Source organism: uncultured Caldilinea sp. (assembly GCF_937128415.1).
Classification (GTDB): Bacteria; Chloroflexota; Anaerolineae; order Caldilineales; family Caldilineaceae; genus Caldilinea.
This window is the reverse complement of record NZ_CAKZMJ010000067.1, coordinates 12512-30133: the sequence shown is the minus strand read 5'-3', so window position 1 is coordinate 30133 and position 17622 is coordinate 12512. Positions and strand designations below refer to the sequence as shown.

General features: G+C 64.2%; 13 protein-coding genes. 8 read left to right on the top strand and 5 right to left on the bottom strand.

The genetic code is table 11. The annotated features are described in order from the left end of the window. Positions 1-11: 11 nt before the first annotated feature. Positions 12-5159, top strand: a complete 5148-nt coding sequence (locus tag Q0367_RS11745; RefSeq protein WP_297641216.1) for a DEAD/DEAH box helicase — start codon at positions 12-14, stop codon at positions 5157-5159. 13 nt (positions 5160-5172) lie between these two features. Here the strand turns inward: Q0367_RS11745 and Q0367_RS11740 are convergent, their stop codons facing one another. The 3 genes from Q0367_RS11740 to Q0367_RS11730 are packed head-to-tail and all read right to left on the bottom strand — an operon-like array spanning position 5173 to position 9358. After that, complete coding sequence (locus Q0367_RS11740; protein WP_297641218.1) at positions 5173-7026, bottom strand: ABC transporter ATP-binding protein; 1854 nt, start codon at positions 7024-7026, stop codon at positions 5173-5175. After that, positions 7023-8897 (bottom strand): ABC transporter ATP-binding protein, encoded by a 1875-nt coding sequence (locus Q0367_RS11735; RefSeq protein WP_297641220.1) that lies wholly within the window; start codon positions 8895-8897, stop codon positions 7023-7025. Before Q0367_RS11735 ends, Q0367_RS11740 begins: the two co-directional genes overlap by 4 nt. Positions 8898-8911: 14 nt before the next feature. Next, positions 8912-9358: a MarR family winged helix-turn-helix transcriptional regulator gene (locus Q0367_RS11730; RefSeq protein ID WP_297641221.1), complete on the bottom strand. Its 447-nt coding sequence runs from the start codon at positions 9356-9358 to the stop codon at positions 8912-8914. Positions 9359-9695: 337 nt separating this feature from the next. Here Q0367_RS11730 and Q0367_RS11725 point away from each other — a divergent pair, with 337 nt between their 5' ends. The 7 genes from Q0367_RS11725 to Q0367_RS11695 all read left to right on the top strand — a co-directional run bounded on the left by Q0367_RS11725 (position 9696) and on the right by Q0367_RS11695 (position 16109). After that, positions 9696-10493: an SDR family NAD(P)-dependent oxidoreductase gene (locus Q0367_RS11725; RefSeq protein ID WP_297641223.1), complete on the top strand. Its 798-nt coding sequence runs from the start codon at positions 9696-9698 to the stop codon at positions 10491-10493. A 64-nt stretch (positions 10494-10557) separates the two neighbouring features. Next, positions 10558-11136: a TlpA disulfide reductase family protein gene (locus Q0367_RS11720; protein ID WP_297641224.1), complete on the top strand. Its 579-nt coding sequence runs from the start codon at positions 10558-10560 to the stop codon at positions 11134-11136. 8 nt (positions 11137-11144) lie between these two features. Then, positions 11145-11699, top strand: coding sequence for a hypothetical protein (locus Q0367_RS11715; protein WP_297641225.1), 555 nt, complete (start codon positions 11145-11147; stop codon positions 11697-11699). Positions 11700-11716: 17 nt separating this feature from the next. Further along, positions 11717-13303 (top strand): sugar-binding protein, encoded by a 1587-nt coding sequence (locus Q0367_RS11710; protein ID WP_297641227.1) that lies wholly within the window; start codon positions 11717-11719, stop codon positions 13301-13303. Between the two features lie 14 nt (positions 13304-13317). After that, complete coding sequence (locus Q0367_RS11705) at positions 13318-13569, top strand: MoaD/ThiS family protein (RefSeq protein ID WP_297641229.1); 252 nt, start codon at positions 13318-13320, stop codon at positions 13567-13569. 135 nt (positions 13570-13704) lie between these two features. Beyond that, complete coding sequence (locus tag Q0367_RS11700) at positions 13705-15054, top strand: acetamidase/formamidase family protein (RefSeq protein WP_297641231.1); 1350 nt, start codon at positions 13705-13707, stop codon at positions 15052-15054. 89 nt (positions 15055-15143) lie between these two features. Continuing rightward, a complete protein-coding gene (locus Q0367_RS11695) occupies positions 15144-16109 on the top strand; it encodes an SMP-30/gluconolactonase/LRE family protein (RefSeq protein ID WP_297641237.1) in 966 nt (321 codons plus the stop codon). An 8-nt stretch (positions 16110-16117) separates the two neighbouring features. Here the strand turns inward: Q0367_RS11695 and Q0367_RS11690 are convergent, their stop codons facing one another. Both Q0367_RS11690 and Q0367_RS11685 read right to left on the bottom strand, forming a co-directional pair. After that, a complete protein-coding gene (locus Q0367_RS11690) occupies positions 16118-17236 on the bottom strand; it encodes a glycosyltransferase family 4 protein (protein WP_298982405.1) in 1119 nt (372 codons plus the stop codon). A 5-nt stretch (positions 17237-17241) separates the two neighbouring features. Beyond that, positions 17242-17619: a 6-carboxytetrahydropterin synthase gene (locus tag Q0367_RS11685; RefSeq protein ID WP_297641241.1), complete on the bottom strand. Its 378-nt coding sequence runs from the start codon at positions 17617-17619 to the stop codon at positions 17242-17244. Positions 17620-17622 lie beyond the last annotated feature (3 nt).

Below are 17622 nucleotides of genomic sequence, written 5' to 3'. Positions count from 1 at the left end.
CGGAGGCGCACATGACCATCTTCGACCTGCACGCCGCCGTCCTGGCCGACTACCGCGACTTTGTACGCTCCTTCCTGCTCGTCGCCGACCCGCGCATCCGCGAGCGCGTGGACCGCGCCTTTGCGGAGGAGGCCCACCTCTGGCCCGCCTTTCTGCTCCAGGTCAGTCCGGCCTACGCACGCGACGCCAGCGTGGACGAGCTGGCCGCGCGGGGCGACCTGCACCCCGAGGCGGCGCGCATCTTCCGCACGGCCAGGGGCGATCCCTTTTATCTCTATCGCCACCAGGTGCAGGCGCTCGCCAAAGCGCAGCGCGGAGAAAGCTACGTCGTCACCAGCGGCACCGGCTCCGGCAAGAGCCTGACCTACTTTTTGCCGATTGTAGACTCCGTGCTGCGCCATCCCGCCGTCGACCGCACGGTGGCGCTCATCGTCTACCCGATGAACGCGCTGGTGAACTCGCAGCTGCAGGCGCTGGAGACGCTCAAGGCGGGCTACGAATCCCGCACCGGACGGCCCTTTCCGGTCGCCTTCGCCAAATACACCGGTGAGACGGGCGAGCAGGCGCGGCAGGCCATGCGCGAACGTCCGCCGCACATCATCCTCACCAACTACATGATGGCGGAGCTGATGCTCGTTCGCCCCGAAGACCAACGCTTTCTGGACGCAGCCGGCGGCGGGCTGCGCTTCCTGGTCTTCGACGAGCTGCACACCTATCGCGGTCGGCAGGGCGCCGATGTGGCGATGCTCATCCGGCGCCTCAAGGAGCGCGCAGCCGGGCCCGATCTTGTGCACATCGGCGCCTCCGCCACCATGGTCGCCGGCCCCACCGTTGCGCCGGCGCAGCGCCGCCAGACGGTGGCCGACGTCGCCGGCAAGCTCTTCGGTCATCCCCTCCGCGCCGAGGACGTCATCGAAGAGACGCTCGTCCCTTTCACCGTCGGCGGCCCGCCGACGGCGGAGGAGTTGCGCGCGGCGATAGGCTCCCACCCCCAACCCCTCCCCCATACAGGGGGAGGGGAGCCTCCACCCCCCTCTCCCATCTTGGGAGAGGGGCCGGGGGAGAGGGCCGAGGGGCCGGAAGAGAGGGCCCTTTCCGCCTACCGCGCCCATCCTCTCTCGCGCTGGATCGAGCACACCTTCGGCCTCGAGGCGGAGGAGGACGGCTATCGACGCCGCGCCCCGCGCACGCTGCCCGACGCAGCGAAACAACTCGCCGCGGAGACCGGCCTTGAGCCGCAGCAGTGCGAGCAGGCGCTGCGTGCATGGCTGGCGCTGGGCGGGCAACTCCGGCGCGAGGACGGCGGCCGCGCCTTCGCTTTCAAGCTGCATCAGTTCATCAGCCAGGGCCGCGCGCTCTACGCTTCGTTAGAGCCGGCCGAGCGCCGCCTCCTCTCGCTGGAAGGGCAGGTGCAGGGCGTCGAAGGGCGCATCCTGGCGCCGATCAAGTTCTGCCGCCAGTGCGGGCAGGAGTACTATCACGTAGTGCTTCAGGGCGATGGCGTCATCCCTCACCCTATCGGCGAGCGCGGGGCCGAGGAGGAAGAAGACGCGCAGGCCGGCTACCTGATGCTGGCGTCCGCCGCAAACGACTGGAGCGAGGAGCTTCTGCCCGAAGAATGGCGCGATCCCGGTGGCCGCATCAAATCCACCTATCGCGCCCGCGTCCCTCGGCCTCTCTGGGTGCGACCCGACGGCGCTTGCTTTGCGACGCCGCGCGCAGATGCAGTCAAAATGTGGTTTCAACCTCAGCCGTTTTCCCTCTGCCTGAGCTGCGGCGAATTTTACACCGCGCGCGAGCGCGAGTTCACCAAACTGGCCACGCTCTCCAGCGAGGCGCGCAGCAGCGCCACCACCATCCTCGCCGCCTCCCTGCTGCGTCACGCCAGGCGCAGCGGCGTCGCCCGCGACAAACTGCTTACCTTCACCGACAATCGCCAGGACGCCGCGCTTCAGGCCGGTCACTTCAACGACCTGGTGCATCTCGCCGTCCTGCGCGCGGCGCTCTGCGCGGCGCTCCGGGAACATGGCGTCCTCACGTCGGATCGCGTCGCTCAGGTCGTCGTCGCCCACTGCGGCCTGACGCTGCGCGACATCGCCCGCAACCCGGAGCTGGCGCCCGACTCCGCCGCCGGCCAGGAGGTCTGGCGCGTTTTCACCGACTTGGTGGAGTATCGGCTCTACGACGATCTGCGCCGAGGCTGGCGCATCACCCAGCCCAATCTGGAGGAGCTGGGGCTGCTGCGCATCGGCTATCGCGGGCTGACGGAGCTGGCGGCAGATGAAGCCGCTTTCGCCTTTCATCCGGAGCTGGCGGCGCGCTCGCCCGCCCAACGCCAGGCGTTGCTGACCGCGCTGCTCGACCGTTTTCGTCGCAAGCTTGCCATCGACGCCCGCTTCCTGCGCGAACAGGAGCAGGTCAACTTGCGTCGGCGTTGCGAGCAACAGCTCAACGAATTTTGGGGGCTGGACCCAGAAGCGAGCGAGCTGCGGCCGGCCAACGATTTTGTCCTGTGGGGACGCTCGCCCAAGTCGGTTGATGGCTTCGGTCTGGGGCCGCGCAGCGCCATCGGACGCTATCTGCGACGGGAGCTGCACCTGGACGGCAAGGAATATGACGCCCTGCTTCCCCCGCTGCTCGACCTGCTTGTGCGCCACGGCTTGCTCACGCGGCTGCCGCCGGTGGCCGACCATCAACGCTTTCAACTGGACGCCGCTTGCCTGCTCTGGCAACCCGGCGACGGCGCGCCTGCTGCGGACCCATTTTCGATGCGCCGCGGCGGCGTCTCGCCGACGGAGCGGGTCAACCGCTTTTTTCAGCGCTTCTATCAGGAAGCCGCAGCGGAGCTGGCGCAGCTCGAGGCGCGCGAGCACACAGCACAGGTGGTGACGCCGGGCGAACGCGAGCGCCGCGAGCGTCGCTTTCGCTGGGAGGCCAACGACGAACGCAAAGAGAGCGAGCTGGGCAGGCGTCTGCCCTACCTGATCTGCTCGCCCACCATGGAGCTAGGCGTCGACATCGCCGATCTTGACATCGTGCACCTGCGCAACGCGCCGCCGACGCCGGCGAACTATGCCCAGCGCAGCGGCCGCGCCGGCCGCCAGGGGCAAGCCGGGCTGATCTTCACCTATTGCGGCGCACTCAACAGCCACGACCAGTACTACTTCCGCCGCCGCGAGGAAATGGTCGCAGGCAGCGTGCGTCCTCCCCGCCTCGACCTGACCAACGAAAGCCTGCTCATTGCGCACATGCATGCGATGTGGCTGGCCGAGGTGCGCCTGCCGCTGGGACAGTCGATCGAGCAGGTGATTGACACAGACTTCGAGACCTTGCCCTTGCGCGAGAACGTCGCCGGTCAAATTCAACTCGATCCGGTGCGACGCGCCAGGTTGCGCAGCCGCATTCGCCAGGTGCTGCAAAGCGATGAAGCCGGCCTGCGCCAGGCGGCCTGGTTCACCGATGACTGGATCGATCGCGTGATCGACGCCGCGCCGGCCGCGTTCGACCGCGCCTTCGACCGCTGGCGCGAGCTGTACCGCGCCGCCGATCAGCAGCTCCGCGCTGCGCAGCAGATGCTCTTGCGCGCGCGGAAGGCGGAGGAGCAACAGCAGGCCACCCGTCTGCAACAAGAGGCGCTCCGCCAACGCAACTTGCTGTTGCAGATCGACGTGCAGCGCGAGGAAAGTGACTTCTATCCCTATCGCTATCTTGCCAGCGAAGGCTTCTTGCCCGGCTATAACTTTCCGGCGCTGCCTGTGCGCGCTTGGGTTCCACGCGGAGAGGGCGAGTTTATCTCCCGTCCCCGCTTTTTGGCGATTCGCGAGTTCGCGCCGCACGCCGTCGTGTATCACGAGGGCGCCCGTTGGGAAGTCATCGCCTTTCAGGCTCCGCCCGGCGGTCTGGAGCAACGCCGCCGGCGCATGCGGCTCTGCCACACCTGCGGAAGCTTCTGCGCGCCCGATCTCGATCTCTGCCCTGTCTGCCGGACGCGCTTCGACGGCGAAAACAGCCTGCTCGTCACGCTGCTGGAGATGCCCAACGTCAGGCTGCGTCGGCGAGAACGCATCACGTCCGACGAAGAGGAGCGGCTGCGCCGCGGCTACCGCATTGAAACCTACTATCAGTTCGCCCCGGAGAGCGACGGCGCTCGTCTCCAGGAGGCAGACGTGGTCGTGCACGGAAAGCCGCTGTTGCGCCTGCTCTATGCGCCGACGGCCACGCTGATGCGCGTGAACCATGGGCCGTACACGGCGCGCACGCCCGGCTTTCTGGTCGACCTGACGAGCGGGGAGCTGATGGAGCTTCAAGAAGAGTCTCGCACTCCCAAGCCGCATCCATCACAGGTGGAGAGCGTGCGGCTCGCCGTGCAGGACGACCAGAATCTTCTGCTGCTGCGCGGGGCCGCTCCCGACTTCCTGAGCGATCCAGGATTCGCCGCCACCTTCCGGTATGCGCTCCAGCGCGGGCTGGAGCAGCGCTTTCAGTTGGAAGAAAACGAGCTGGCGGCGGAAATGGTCGGCCAGGGGGCGCACACGGCCATTTTGTTGTACGAGACGGTGGAGGGGGGCGGCGGCGTGCTGCGCAGGCTGATCGAAGAGGCGGATGCGCTGGCGCAGGCGGCGGCCCAGGCGCTGACGATCTGTCATTTCGATGAAGCCGGCGCCGACCAGAAGCCCGATTGCATCGCCGCCTGTTACGAGTGTCTGATGAGCTACAACAACCAGACGGAAGCGCTGCTGCTCAATCGCCATAAAGTGGTCGAAACTCTGCGGGCGCTGAGCGCAGGGCGTACGCTGCCGCGCATCGCCGGCCGCTCCTACGACCAACACCTGGCGTGGCTGCGCAGCCTGACCGACGCGCGTTCTGAGCTGGAGCGTCGCTTCCTCGACGCGCTGGCGGCGGGCGGCTATCGCCTGCCGGACGATGCGCAGGTCGCCATTCCGGAGCCTCGCTGCAACGTCGATTTCTTCTATGCGCCCAACATCTGCGTTTTCTGCGACGGCGCCGTGCACGACGCGCCGGAGCAACGAAGCCGCGATGAAGCGTTGCGTCGGGAGCTGCAGGCGCGCGGCTATGAGGTGATCGCGCTGCGCTATAACAGAGACCTGGCCGAGCAGATTCGCGAGCACCCGTCGGTTTTCGGCGCCTCGGAGCGGTGAGTGGAGGCGGCGCTCATCCGGCAGGCTCCCGCTGCGCCTGCGCCAGCGCCGTCTCGAAGCGCCGGAACTGACTCATGTAAAGCTCATAGTAGAAGCCTTTGCGGGCGAGCAGCTCCTCGTGCGAGCCGCGCTCGATGATGCGGTGGTCGTTGACCACCAACACCTGGTCTGCGTTGCGGATGGTGCTCAGGCGATGGGCGATGACAAAAGATGTGCGCCCGCGCATCAGCCGCAGCAGCGCCTCCTGGATTTGCATCTCCGTGCGCGTGTCCACGCTGCTGGTGGCCTCGTCCAGGATGAGGATGCGCGGATCGGCCAGGATGGCGCGTGCAATGGCCAAAAGCTGCCGCTGTCCCTGGCTGAAATTGTGCCCCTGCTCGGAAACATGCGTGCGATATCCTTCGGGGAGCAGGCGGATGAACCGGTCGGCGTTGGCAAGCTTCGCCGCAGCGATCACCTCTTCATCGGTGGCGTCCAGGCGACCGTAGCGAATGTTGTCCATGACCGTGCCGGAAAAAAGAAACGTGTCTTGCAGGACAATGCCCAGCTGCTTGCGCAGAGACGCCTGCTGGACGGTGCGAATGTCATGGCCGTCGATATAGATGGCGCCTTGGTCCACGTCGTAAAAGCGGCTGAGCAGGCTGATGATCGTTGTCTTGCCCGCGCCCGTCGGCCCCACCAGGGCGATGGTCTGGCCCGGCGACGCCTCCAGGCTGACGTCGATCAGCACGGGCTTGCCCGGCTCATACGAGAAAGTGACGTGGTCAAAGCGCACATGCCCCCGGAGATTTTCCAGCGATTTGGCGCCGGGGAGGTCCGAAACATCCGGCTCTGCGTCCAACACCTCAAAGATGCGCTCGGCGCCGGCCAACGCCGATTGCAATGAGTTGTAGACCATGGCGATGCCTCGCATTGGCTGAAAGAAGTTCATGATGTAGATGACAAAGGTCGCCAACACGCCCACCTGAACGACCCCTCGCAGCGCCAACCAGCCGCCCAGGAGCGCCGTGATCGCAATCGTGATCGTGCTCATGGTGGTGAACATCGGCCCCAGCGCCGCAGTGATGATGTCCGCTTTGATTCCCGCCGCCCGGTTGGCCGCATTGGCTTCCTGAAACCTGGCGATGGCCGTCTCCTCGCGGGCGAAGGCCTTGACGGCTCGAATGCCCGCAATGTTTTCCTCCATAACGGCGTTTAAGCCGCCCAAATTGCGCTGGACATTGCGGAAGGCCCTGCGGCTGTAGCGGGTGACCAGCGTTGTGATGAACAACATCAAAGGCAGCAGCACCGACATGGCCAGCGCAAGGGGCCAGTTCAGGATATACATGGCGATTATGATGCCGCCCAGCGAGAGAATATTGGTGGTGAAATCGATCAGCCCGTTGGAAAGCACGCTGTTGATCGCTTCCGTGTCGTTGGAGAGACGGCTCATCAGATCGCCCGTCCGGTGACGGTCATGATAGCTCATGGAGAGCCTCTGGAGATGCGAGAAGAGGGCGGCGCGGATGTCGGCCACCAGGTGCTGACCGATGTTCACCATCAGGAGCCCCTGAAGCGCAGCAGCCAGCCCTGCGCCGGCATAGACGGCCAGCATCAACAACGCCATCCGCCCTAAACCGGCGAGGTCGCGAGGAATGACAGATTGATCGATGGCTCGCCCCAACAAGATCGGGCCGGATAGGCTCAAGAGAGCGCCGACGATCACCAGCGCCGTCACCAACAGCAGCCGGCCCGCGTAAGGGCGCAGATACCGCCCCAGGCGCACCAGGGTGGAGCGCGTGTCTCTTGCGCTGTCGCCGCTGAGGCGCCCAGCTCCACCCATGCCCAGACGGATGGGGTTGGCGGCTCCGCCTGTGTTTTGCGTCATTGATCCCTCCGGTCCGCGTGCAAAGATTGGGAAATATCGAGGGGAAGGTTGGCCAGGCTCTCTTCGCCAAACTGAGAACGGAAGATGTCGCGATAGATGGGGCTTGTGGTCAGCAGCTCCCGATGGGTCCCCTTCGCCACAATGTGACCGCCATCCAGGATGAAAATTTGGTCTGCGTTCAGCGCGCTGCTGATGCGCTGCGCAACAATAAAGGTGGTGCAATGGCGCATGTAGGCGTCTAGCGCCTCTTGAATCTTGAACTCGGTGTCCATGTCCACGGCGCTGGTGGCGTCATCCAGGATGAGGATGCTGGGCGCAACCAGCAGCGCGCGTGCGATGGCGATGCGCTGCTTCTGCCCGCCGGAAAGGTTGGCGCCCCTGGCCTCTACAAAGCTGTCGTACCCTTGCGGCATCGCCATGATGAAGTCATGCGCCTGGGCCGCCTTGGCGGCGGCGATGACCTCCTCCAGCGAGGCGTCGGGGCGGCCATAGGCGATGTTCTCTCGCACTGTGCCGCTGAAAAGCACCGTCTGTTGCATGACCATGCCGATGTGTCGACGCAGCGCCGTAGGCGACCAGCGCCGCACGTCCACCCGGTCCACGGAGACGCTTCCATGCGTCGCCTCATAAAAACGGGGGATTAAATTCACCAACGTGCTCTTCCCCGAGCCGGTCGCCCCCAACAAGGCGATGCGTTGTCCGGGCTTCACCTCAAAGCTGATCTCCTCTAACACATCCCGATGACCGTTCTCGAGCGCGCCCCCCTTGTCGGCGACCGATGCGGCGCGAAAGCCGGCGCCGTTGCCCTGGAAGGCGCCGGCTTCTGCGGGGAGTTCTTGTGCAGAAGAGGTCGCTTCATAGCGGAAAGAGACTCGCTCAAAACGCACAGCCCCGTCCATTGCTTCCGCTGTATAGGGCGATTCCACCGTTTCGACGGTCGGTTTCATGTCCAAAACTTCGAGGATGCGCGTGGAGGAGGCCTGGGCCCTGGACACCATGTTCAGCATGTTGCTGAGCAACAGGAGCGGGGCCATGCCGATCATCAGGTAGTTGACAAAGGCGATCAACTGGCCCACCGTGATGCGCCCGTTGAAGGTGTCCAGGCCGCCCCACCAGACTACGGCCACGATCCCGACGTTGGTGATCAAATCCAGGCCGGGCATCGCCAGCGCCATCAGCCGGCCCACTTTGATGTTTTCCATCATGTAGGCCTCGTTGCCTTGCTGGTAACGCTCAATCTCGTAAGGCTCGCGCACGAAAGCCTTCACCACTTGCACTCCCGCCAGATTCTCCTGGACGATGGTGTTCAGCGCCGCCAGCTTCTTCTGCACCACCATGAAGAGCGGCGCCGCCACCCGAAGGATGGTCCGGATGAGCACTGCAGCCGCCCCTAACATGACAAAGATGACCAACGAGAGCCGCAGGTCGGTGAGGGTCAGCATGATGACGCTGCCGAGAATCATGAGCAAGGCTCGCAAAAGGAGCGCCAGGCCGGCGCTGAGGAACATGCGCACCACATCGACGTCGCTGGAGATGCGAGTCATCAGCTCCCCGGTCTGCATGCGATCCAGATTGGCGAAGGAGAGGTTCTGGATATGCCTGAAAAGCTCATTGCGCAAGTCATAGGCGATGCCCTGAGAAAGCTGCGCCCGAAAAACCCCCTGCCCCAAGGTGGCGGCGGCGCCGACCAGGGCGCTGATCAGCATCACCAATGAGCCTCGCCAAATCGCCTCCCAATTCCCAACGCGGATCCCTTGATCGACCACATATTGGAGCAGCCGCGGCGTCAACAGCTCCATCGCCACCGGCAGCGCAGTCGTCGCCAGCCCTGCCAGAAGCACCCAACGATAGGGGCCTAAATAGCGGCTCATCCGACGCAACGATCTCATTCGACTTCTTGAACCTCCATGAGCGCCATCATGTCGTCCAACGCCTGGATAATGATCTGGAGCCGCTCCGGAGGCAGCGTGACCAGCCTTCGTCGCAGCAGAGGGATGCCGCCCATCGGCGCCTTTTCTGCAATCTCTCGGCCCGCCGGCGTCAGCTCCACGATGACCACCCGGTTGTCTTCAGGGGAGCGAGTTCGCGTGACGTAGCCATCCGCCTCTAGCTGTGCGATGACGGTGGACGCTACGCTGGCGCTGCGGTAGAGGTATTCTTGAATCTGGCCGACGGTGGCCGGACCCGATTCCAACAGAAAGCGCAGCACAGAAAACTCCCTGGGCCGCACGCCATGCTCCGTCATCTGAAGGGCGTACTGACGTAAATAGCGATTGATGATCAGAAATTTATGGATGGCTTCGCCGGCCAACTCCTGGGATGGGGCGCTCAAGGCTTCCTCCGTTTGAATCATTCTTAAATGCTTCTGCACGGAAAATTTCTATTCAGAAATTTTCCGTGCAGAAATATATATCTGCCTCTGGGATGTTGTCAAGCCGGCGCTGAGGTCATATGGCCGTTGATAGGTGAAAAGGTTCATCGGTGCGACGAACGTCGCTGCCAGAAACACCCGGCGCATGCCGCCTCCTGGTGCGCCGGAGGAGAGGCGCTGCGGCTGTGGTCCTCCGTCGGAGGTCGAACTCTGTTCACGCCATGGCAAATCCTCCTGTCTTGCGCACTTCCTCCTGCACAAATAGACAGTCCTCTTTCAATCTGCTACACTGCCTGCTATGGCGAAGAAGAAGCTGCAAGGACAGGTTGCAATCATTACCGGAGCCGGCCGCGGCATCGGCGCAGCGGCGGCGGAGCGGCTGGCGGCGAGCGGCGCCAGGCTGGTCTTGACCGCGCGCACGGAGGAAGAGGTCGAAGGCGTGGCGGCGCAGCTGCGTCAACGTGGGTGTCTGGCGTTGGCGGTTCCGGGCGACGTCAGCGACCCGGATGTAGTGGAAGAAGTGGTCGAAACCGCGCTGGATCAGTTCAATCGGGTCGATATTCTCATCAACAACGCAGCGATCATCTGGCCCATCGAAGAGGTCGCCGAGACCGATCCCGACGAATGGACCTACAACATCATGGTCAACCTGGTGGCGCCCTTCATGCTCGCGCGCAACGTACTGCCCTTGATGCTCGAGCAGGGCTACGGTCGCATCCTTTCGATCAGCAGCGGCGCAGCGACGAAGCCGATCGCCGGCGCCAGCGCCTACTGCGCGGCGAAGGCCGGGCTGGACATGTTCACGCGCGTGTTGGCGCTGGAAGTGGCCGGCACAGGCGTCACCGTCAATTCACTGCATCCCGGCGTGGTCGACACAGCCATGCAGGAGGACATCCGCAGCGTGGACACGGCCGGCACGCGGCTGGACACATCCTATTTCCACGAGCTGTATGAGCGCGGCGCGCTGCGCCCGCCTTCGGAGGTGGCCGAATTGATCTACTGGCTGGTCGGCCCCTGGAGCCGCGACCACAACGGCGAAATCTTCTCTGCGCAGGACGAGGCGTGGGTGCAACAGGTGCGTCGTGATTTGGGGTGAAGAGGGAGAGGCGTGATGCGAGGTGCGTCACGCAACACGCATCACGCATCACGCAGGTAGACAGATGAAACGCATCTTGCCGTTATTGTTGTTGGTTGTATTGCTGGCGGGCTGTGGGGAGAAGGCGCACAGCGCTCTGCCGGCCGGCGCGCGCCGCGTGGCGTTGAGCGAATTTCCGAACAGCCTCGGCCTGGGCTATCCGCAAGGGGTGCTGAAGGAGCCAGGCCCGCCGCAGATGCTGCGCCGCGGGGATGCGCCGCCGGATTTTTTCCTGCTGTTGCCCGACGGTCGTTACACGGCGCTCTCCGATCTCAAAGGAAAGCGGGTGCTGATCAACTTCTGGGCGACCTGGTGCCCGCCCTGTCGCGCCGAGATGCCGGAGCTGTTGCAGGCGGCGCGCGAATATCCCGACCTGGTGTTGCTGGCCGTCAACGTGAGCGAAACGCCGGAGGCGGTCAGCCGCTTCGCCGAGCAGTTTCGCATGGATGCAGCCGTTGTGCTCGATCCCCAAGGCGCCATCAGCGATCGCTATAACGTGCGCGGGTTGCCGACCAGCGTCTTTCTGGACGCCGACGGCCTGATCCAGGAGGTGCGCCCCGGCGCCATCAACCGCAAGGTGATCGACGAGATTCTGCAACGGTAGGCGGGGCCATGAGCAACAAAATTGCGCAAGCCGAGCGCATCGCCGCCGAGATGCAGCACACGCTTGCTCCGCAAACGATCGCAGGCCGCGCCGAGTGGATCGTCCGGCGCTATCGCCTCCAACCGTCCGACCTGCCGGACGGACGCCATGTGGGAGCGATTCACAGCGTCAACACCCAGGGCTTGGATGCGCTGACGCCGTTGGTCTACATCACCGGCCTAAGCAAGCCGGTCGCACTGTCGGAAAGCGACGTCCAGACGTTGGTGCGGCTCAGCGCAAGCCCCTTCGCCGGCGACTGGATTGGCCTCAAGGTGGCGGTTTGCGTGGTGGAAGAGAGCGGGCCAGGCGGAGAACGGATGCAGACGGTGCGGCTGTTCGCTCCCGAAGCGGGCGCCATGCGTTTCAGGCGTTCTTCACCGACCGAACCTGGAAAACCCTCTGGGTGGCTGATGGTCGGCGTCGCCCTGTTGGTTGCGCTGCTTGCCTTCTCGGTGCTGACAATGGAACAAGGGATCTCCTGGGAGGCGTTGTTGGAACAAGCGACCTCCTGGCTGGGTAGGTAGTAATCGAGGGGAGAATCGTGGCGAATCCCGAGGATTTTGAGATTATTCCTGATGCGCCCTCTGAGCCGCCGCCGTCGCGCCGCAGCCGTCTGTGGCTTTGGGTGGCGGGCGCCGTCGTGTTGTTTATCTTTGCCTTTGCCGTTGGCGTCGGCTGGGCGACGTTGACCGACCGGCTGGGGCCGGGCGCGGCCACCGAAGCGCCGGTGGTGGCGGTGACCTCGCAACCCGGCCGAACGCCCACCGGCGAAGCGACGCAGACGGAGCTCACCCCTTCTGCGCAGACGCCGACGCCTGAGGCCACGCCTTCGCCGGCGCCCGCCTCCCCGACGCCCTCGCCTTCGCCGACGGCGACCGAACCGCCGCCCACGCGCGTCTGCCCCGTCCCGCTCGATGGACAGTTCACCGTCCTCTTCGACCCGGGCGCGCTGGGCTGCCCGACGGCGCCGACGAGCATCGTCTGGGCCGCCTACGAACGCTTCGAGCGCGGGGCGATGGTGTGGCGCAGCGACACCAATCTCACCTACATCCTGTACAACGACGGCAGCTGGGAGCTCTCTAACCTGGCGTGGGACGGTCGCGAAATTCCGACGCGCGGCGAGCCTCCGCCAGGGCTGTATCGACCGGAGCGCGGCTTTGGCTACGTGTGGGCCATGCGCGACGACGTCTTTGCGCGGCTTGGCTGGGCTACGATGCCGGAAAAGGGCTTCTGCGCCGCCATCCAACCCTTTGAACAGGGGTTCGCCCTTGCCAGCGCCGCCGTTCCCAGCTGTACGCCGGAGAATCTTTACAACCACGTCTTCGACGCCGACTGGCGGCCGCTCCTGTTCACCCTCCTCAACGGTGGACGCTGGCGCAGCGCCGAGACGACGTGGGCGCCCGGCGGCGCAACGCCTGCACCTCCTGCCGCTTCCCCGCAGGCGCCCCCTCCGGCGACGAGCACAGTCGATACATCGACGCGGCCGGTGCAGCACGGCGTCTTCACTGCCCGTCGCGGTCAACCGAGCGCGCTCGATGGCCGCTTCGACGACTGGCCAGGCCCCTGGTATCCCATCAGCGCAGTTGTGCAGGGGCGCGAGCAATGGAGCGGCCCCAGCGATCTATCCGCCGCCTTTCAGGTGATGTGGGCGCCGGAGGGGCTGTATCTGGCCGTCGCCGTCAACGATGATGTGTTGCGCGCTGGCCCCGACGGCAGCAACATGTGGCAGGGGGACGGCGTTGAGGTGCACTTCGACCGCCTGCTGGCCGAGGATTTCTTCGACGCGCGCGCCAACGACGACGACACGCAGATCGGGCTGACGCCCAACGAGACCTTCGTCTATCTGCGCGGCTATCGCTGGCTGCCGCTCGCCGGCGAGGCGCGTTTCGACCCGCCCGGCGCCGTGACAAGCGGGCCGGGCCAGTACGCCATCGAGGCGCTGATTCCCTGGCTCTATTTCGACATCAGCCCGGCCGAGCTGCTGCCCGGCATGCGCTTCGGTTTCAACGTCAGCGTCAACGACAACGACGGCGACGTCCCTGCTCAGCAGACGGTGATCTCCTCCTCCCCCGCTCGCACGACGTATAACAACCCGACGGAGTGGGGGACGCTGGCGCTAGGAAATTGAAAGGAGCGACGCAAATGCAAATTCCTGTGCGACTCAGCGCAGCGCTGGCGCAAATCAGCGGTGCACCCCGCCTCCAGATCGCAGTTTCCGACGGCGCAACCGTGGCGGACGTGATCGAAGCGTTGACCGCCGTTCACCCGGAGCTGGCTTCTCGCCTGCAACGCGCGGTGCCGATGGTCGGCGGCAGGCATGCCGCTCTCGACGATCGGGTGAACGAGGGCGAAGAAGTGGCGTTTCTGCTGCCCGTGGCGGGCGGAGCCGGATAAACGCATCTGGAAGTTCACGTAGGTTCGGCTTTCAGCCGGCTATTCTCAATAACACTCGCTCCCCAGTTTCGAGTGTTTCGACCAGGATCGATTCGTTGTCTGTTTCACCGTTTGTTTAACAAAGGAGAATAACCTATGACTGTCTCGCCTTCCGCTTTGCAGACGCCGTCCGTGGAAACAAGCGCCACGACGGGCTATGAAACCGTCTTTGTCAATGAGTTCACCAACGGCGTCCTCGATCCCAATCAGCCCATGCTGGGTCCTGTGCGCGATGGCGGCCACATCGTCGCCAACACGGCGCCGGGCTGTTGGGGGCCGATGATCACGCCCGAAATTCGCGGCGGCCACGAAGTCACCCGGCCGGTGGCCGTGGCGGGCGCAGAAGTCGGCGACGCCATCGTCATTCGCATTAAGGACATCACGGTCACCTCGCTGGCCACCTCCTCCGGCAACGACCGCATCATGAGCGGCCGCTTCTTGGGCGATCCCTACGTGGCAGGGAAATGCCCCCAGTGCGGTGCCCTTTACCCCAAGACCGTATTGCGCGGCATCGGTCAAACGGCGGTGCGCTGCGCCCACTGCGGCGCCGACGCCACGCCGTTCACCTTCACCAACGGCTACACCATCGTCTTCGACGCCGATCGTTCCATCGGCGTCACTTTGCACAAGGAAGCCGCCGAGGCCATTGCGTGGGAGGCGAGGCGCTACGCCGCCCTGCCCGACAACTCGATCCAGAACCCGATTTTGACCTTTGCGCCTCACGATCTGGTGGGGTTGGCGGCGCGTTTGCGGCCGTTCATGGGGCAGTTGGGCACCACCCCTTCGATCCCCTTCCCCGACTCCCACAACGCCGGCGACTTCGGCTCATTTCTGATCGGCGCGCCGCATGAATACGGCCTCACCGCCGAGCAGCTTGCTCACCGCACGGATGGACACATGGACATCGACGCCGTGCGCGCCGGCGCCATCCTGATCTGCCCAGTCAAAACGCCTGGCGGCGGCGTCTATCTGGGCGATATGCACGCCTTGCAGGGCGACGGCGAGATCGCCGGACACACCTGCGATGTCTCGGGCGTGGTGACCTTGCAGGTGCATGTGCTCAAGAACTTTCCCATCGACGGGCCGATCTTGCTGCCCGTCGTCGAGGACCTGCCTTTCCTGGCGAAACCGCTCAGCGCCGAAGAGAAGGCCCGGGCGTTGGCCATTGCAAAACAGTGGGGGCTGGATGCGCTGGAGGAGTCTGCGCCGATCTCCGTGATCGGCACCGGGCCTGATCTCAACGCCGCCACCGACAACGGCCTGGAGCGGGCGGCCCGCTTGCTGGAGATGAGCGTGCCCGAGGTCAAGAATCGCGCCACCATTACGGGCGCCATCGAAATCGGCCGTCACCCCGGCGTGGTGCAGGTGACCTTCCGCGCGCCGCTCGATCGCCTCGAGAAGGTAGGGCTGTTGCCCTTTGTTCAGGAGCAATACGGCGTGGCGTAGCCGTTGCCGGCCCCCGTCCTGGAAACCCTAAACTTCCCGGACGGGGTTTTCATTCTTAGGGAGAACAAGGTGAGCAAGGAGGTGTTTTGATGTCACTGAAGGACTTTCACGTGGATGTGACCGAGCTGGCGTTTTGGGGGAACGACCTCGCTCGCCCCGAAAGCGTGCTCGCCGAGCCTGACGGCGTCCTCTGGTGCTCCGACGCCCGCGGCGCCGTTACACGCATTGATCCGGATGGCAGGCAGACGCTTTTGGGTGCACAGGGCCATGAGCCGAACGGCCTTGCCATGAGCGCAGATCGTCAAACGATTTACATCGCCAACATCGGCGACGGTCGCGTTTATCGCATGGATCGGGCGGGGCAGGAACAGGTCTTGCTCGAAAGCGTCGGCGCACGGTCGCCCCTGGGCGCAGCGAATTTTGTTTTTGTCGACCGTCGCGACCGCCTGTGGGTTTCCGTCTCCTCACGCGAGCTGCCGTGGTGGCCGGCCGTCCAGCACGCGCGACCGGACGGCTATCTTGTGCGCATCGACGAAAAAGGCGCGCAGATCGTCGCCGACGGCCTTTATTTTCCCAACGAAGTGCGCATGAATCACGATGAGTCCTATCTGTACGTGGCGGAGACCATGCAGCGTCGAATTGTGCGCTATCCGGTCCTGGCCGATGGCTCACTTGGCGCACAAGAGGTTGCGCCGCCCGGAGATTTAGGCCACGGCGCCTATGTGGACGGCTTCGCCTTTGACGTGGAAGGAAATCTGTGGGTCACGCTGGTGGTGCGCAATGAGGTGGTCGTCGTCACGCCTGACGGCGAGGTGTACACGATTCTGTCGGACGCCAATCGACCGGCAATCGACAACGCTGTTGCGAAACTTTCAGATGGCTCGCTGACGCCGATGGACATGTTTGCGTGCGCAGGCGCTCACCTGCAATTGCCCGCCAGCATCACCTTTGGCGGCCCCGATCTGCGTACGGTGTACGTTGGCTCGCTGGGAATGCAGCGGCTGCCGACGTTCCGTTCGCCGATTCCTGGCTTGCCGATGCGGCACTGGTCGTGAATCCATTTTCACCCTTGATTCGTCAGAACCGGCCTTTTATGTGCGGCGCACGTTGCTATGGCCTCTAACCAGCGCACTGCGGCGTTCATGTTTTCGTTCCAAGTTGGATGAAGCGTGTACCGCAGGCGAGCCGCAAGGCCCATCGCCAGCAATAGACTGCGATCGCCGTTCAGCCGTTGGAGCGCTGCGGCGATCGCGGCGCTGTCGCCGGGTTTGACCAATACGCCTGTATGGCCGTCGATCACGACTTCAGGAGCGGCGCCGATCGTCAGGGCGATCACCGGCAGCCCGAAGCGCTGCGCCTCCAGATAGGCGATGCCGAACCCTTCATAGGACGGCGCTGCAAACACATGGTGGCTGCGGTAGAGTGAGACCAGCGTTGCGTCATCAACTCTGCCGACGAAGCGCACCTGTGGATGCAAGTGCAGTGTGTTGATTTTTTGTCGCAATAAATTTGTATAGTCATTAGAGAGATCAAGACTTCCCACTACGGTCAACTCAATTTCCTCACCGACCATCGCCAGTGCGTCCAACAGAAAATGCAATCCTTTGCGCGGGATGAGGTTGCCGACGAACAGGACGCGCAGGCGGTTGGCAAGTAAAGCGCGGGCGGCGATGGTTTCGGCGTCGATTTCGGGGAAGGCGGGCAGATGGTCGGCGGCGGGATAGGCTACATGGGCTGGCCGGTGCGTCGGCGCCAGCGCTCGCACCGTGGAGAGCGTGGTGTGGCTGTTGACCAAACTTGCGTCGACCGAGGCGAGATAGGCGCGTTCGACCTGTCGATACAGGTGCAGCAGGGGACGCGGGTGCGCTTCGCTGCTGCGCAGGTGGTGAACGATGCTCACAATTGGCGTCGGGCGACGTTTTCGCAGGGTGCGGTTGAACCAGAACAGGGAAGGATGGTTGAGCTCATCCTGCAGCCAGAGATCGACGGGCGCAGCGAGCAGGCGCGCTCTCCAATCGAGGCGCCAGTTGTCGGCCAAATGGCGAGGATAGCTGCGCCACGGTAGGCTGAAGAGGGTGACGCGATGGCCGGCTTCTTCGAGCGCCCGCACCAACATGCGGTCGTACAAATAGCCGCCGGAAAGCGCGTCCAGGCTGCCGTAGATGATGAGGCCGACGTGCATCGTCTCTATCGCTCGCAGCGATAAGCGGCCCAGGCGATCTGATTCTCCCAGATTTTCACCGTCAGCGCCCGGATATTCGGCGCAGGGATCGCCTCGTTCAGCTTGAGACAGACGATGCGTGTGAAGTGTTCGATGCTTGGATTCAGGCCGGCGAACTCGGGCAGATCGTTGAGCGTTTTGTCTTTGTAGTGGGCGACGATGGCTTCAAGTTCTCGTTCGACATGCACGATGTCGACAAGATACCCGTGTTGATCGAGCGCATCGCCTTCCAGGATGAGCTCCAGCCGATAGTGATGGGAGTGCCAGAAATTCTCCGCACCCCAATCGCCGCCGATTAAAAAGTGCTGGGCGACAAAGTCGCGTTGGACGGCCAGTGTGTACATGAA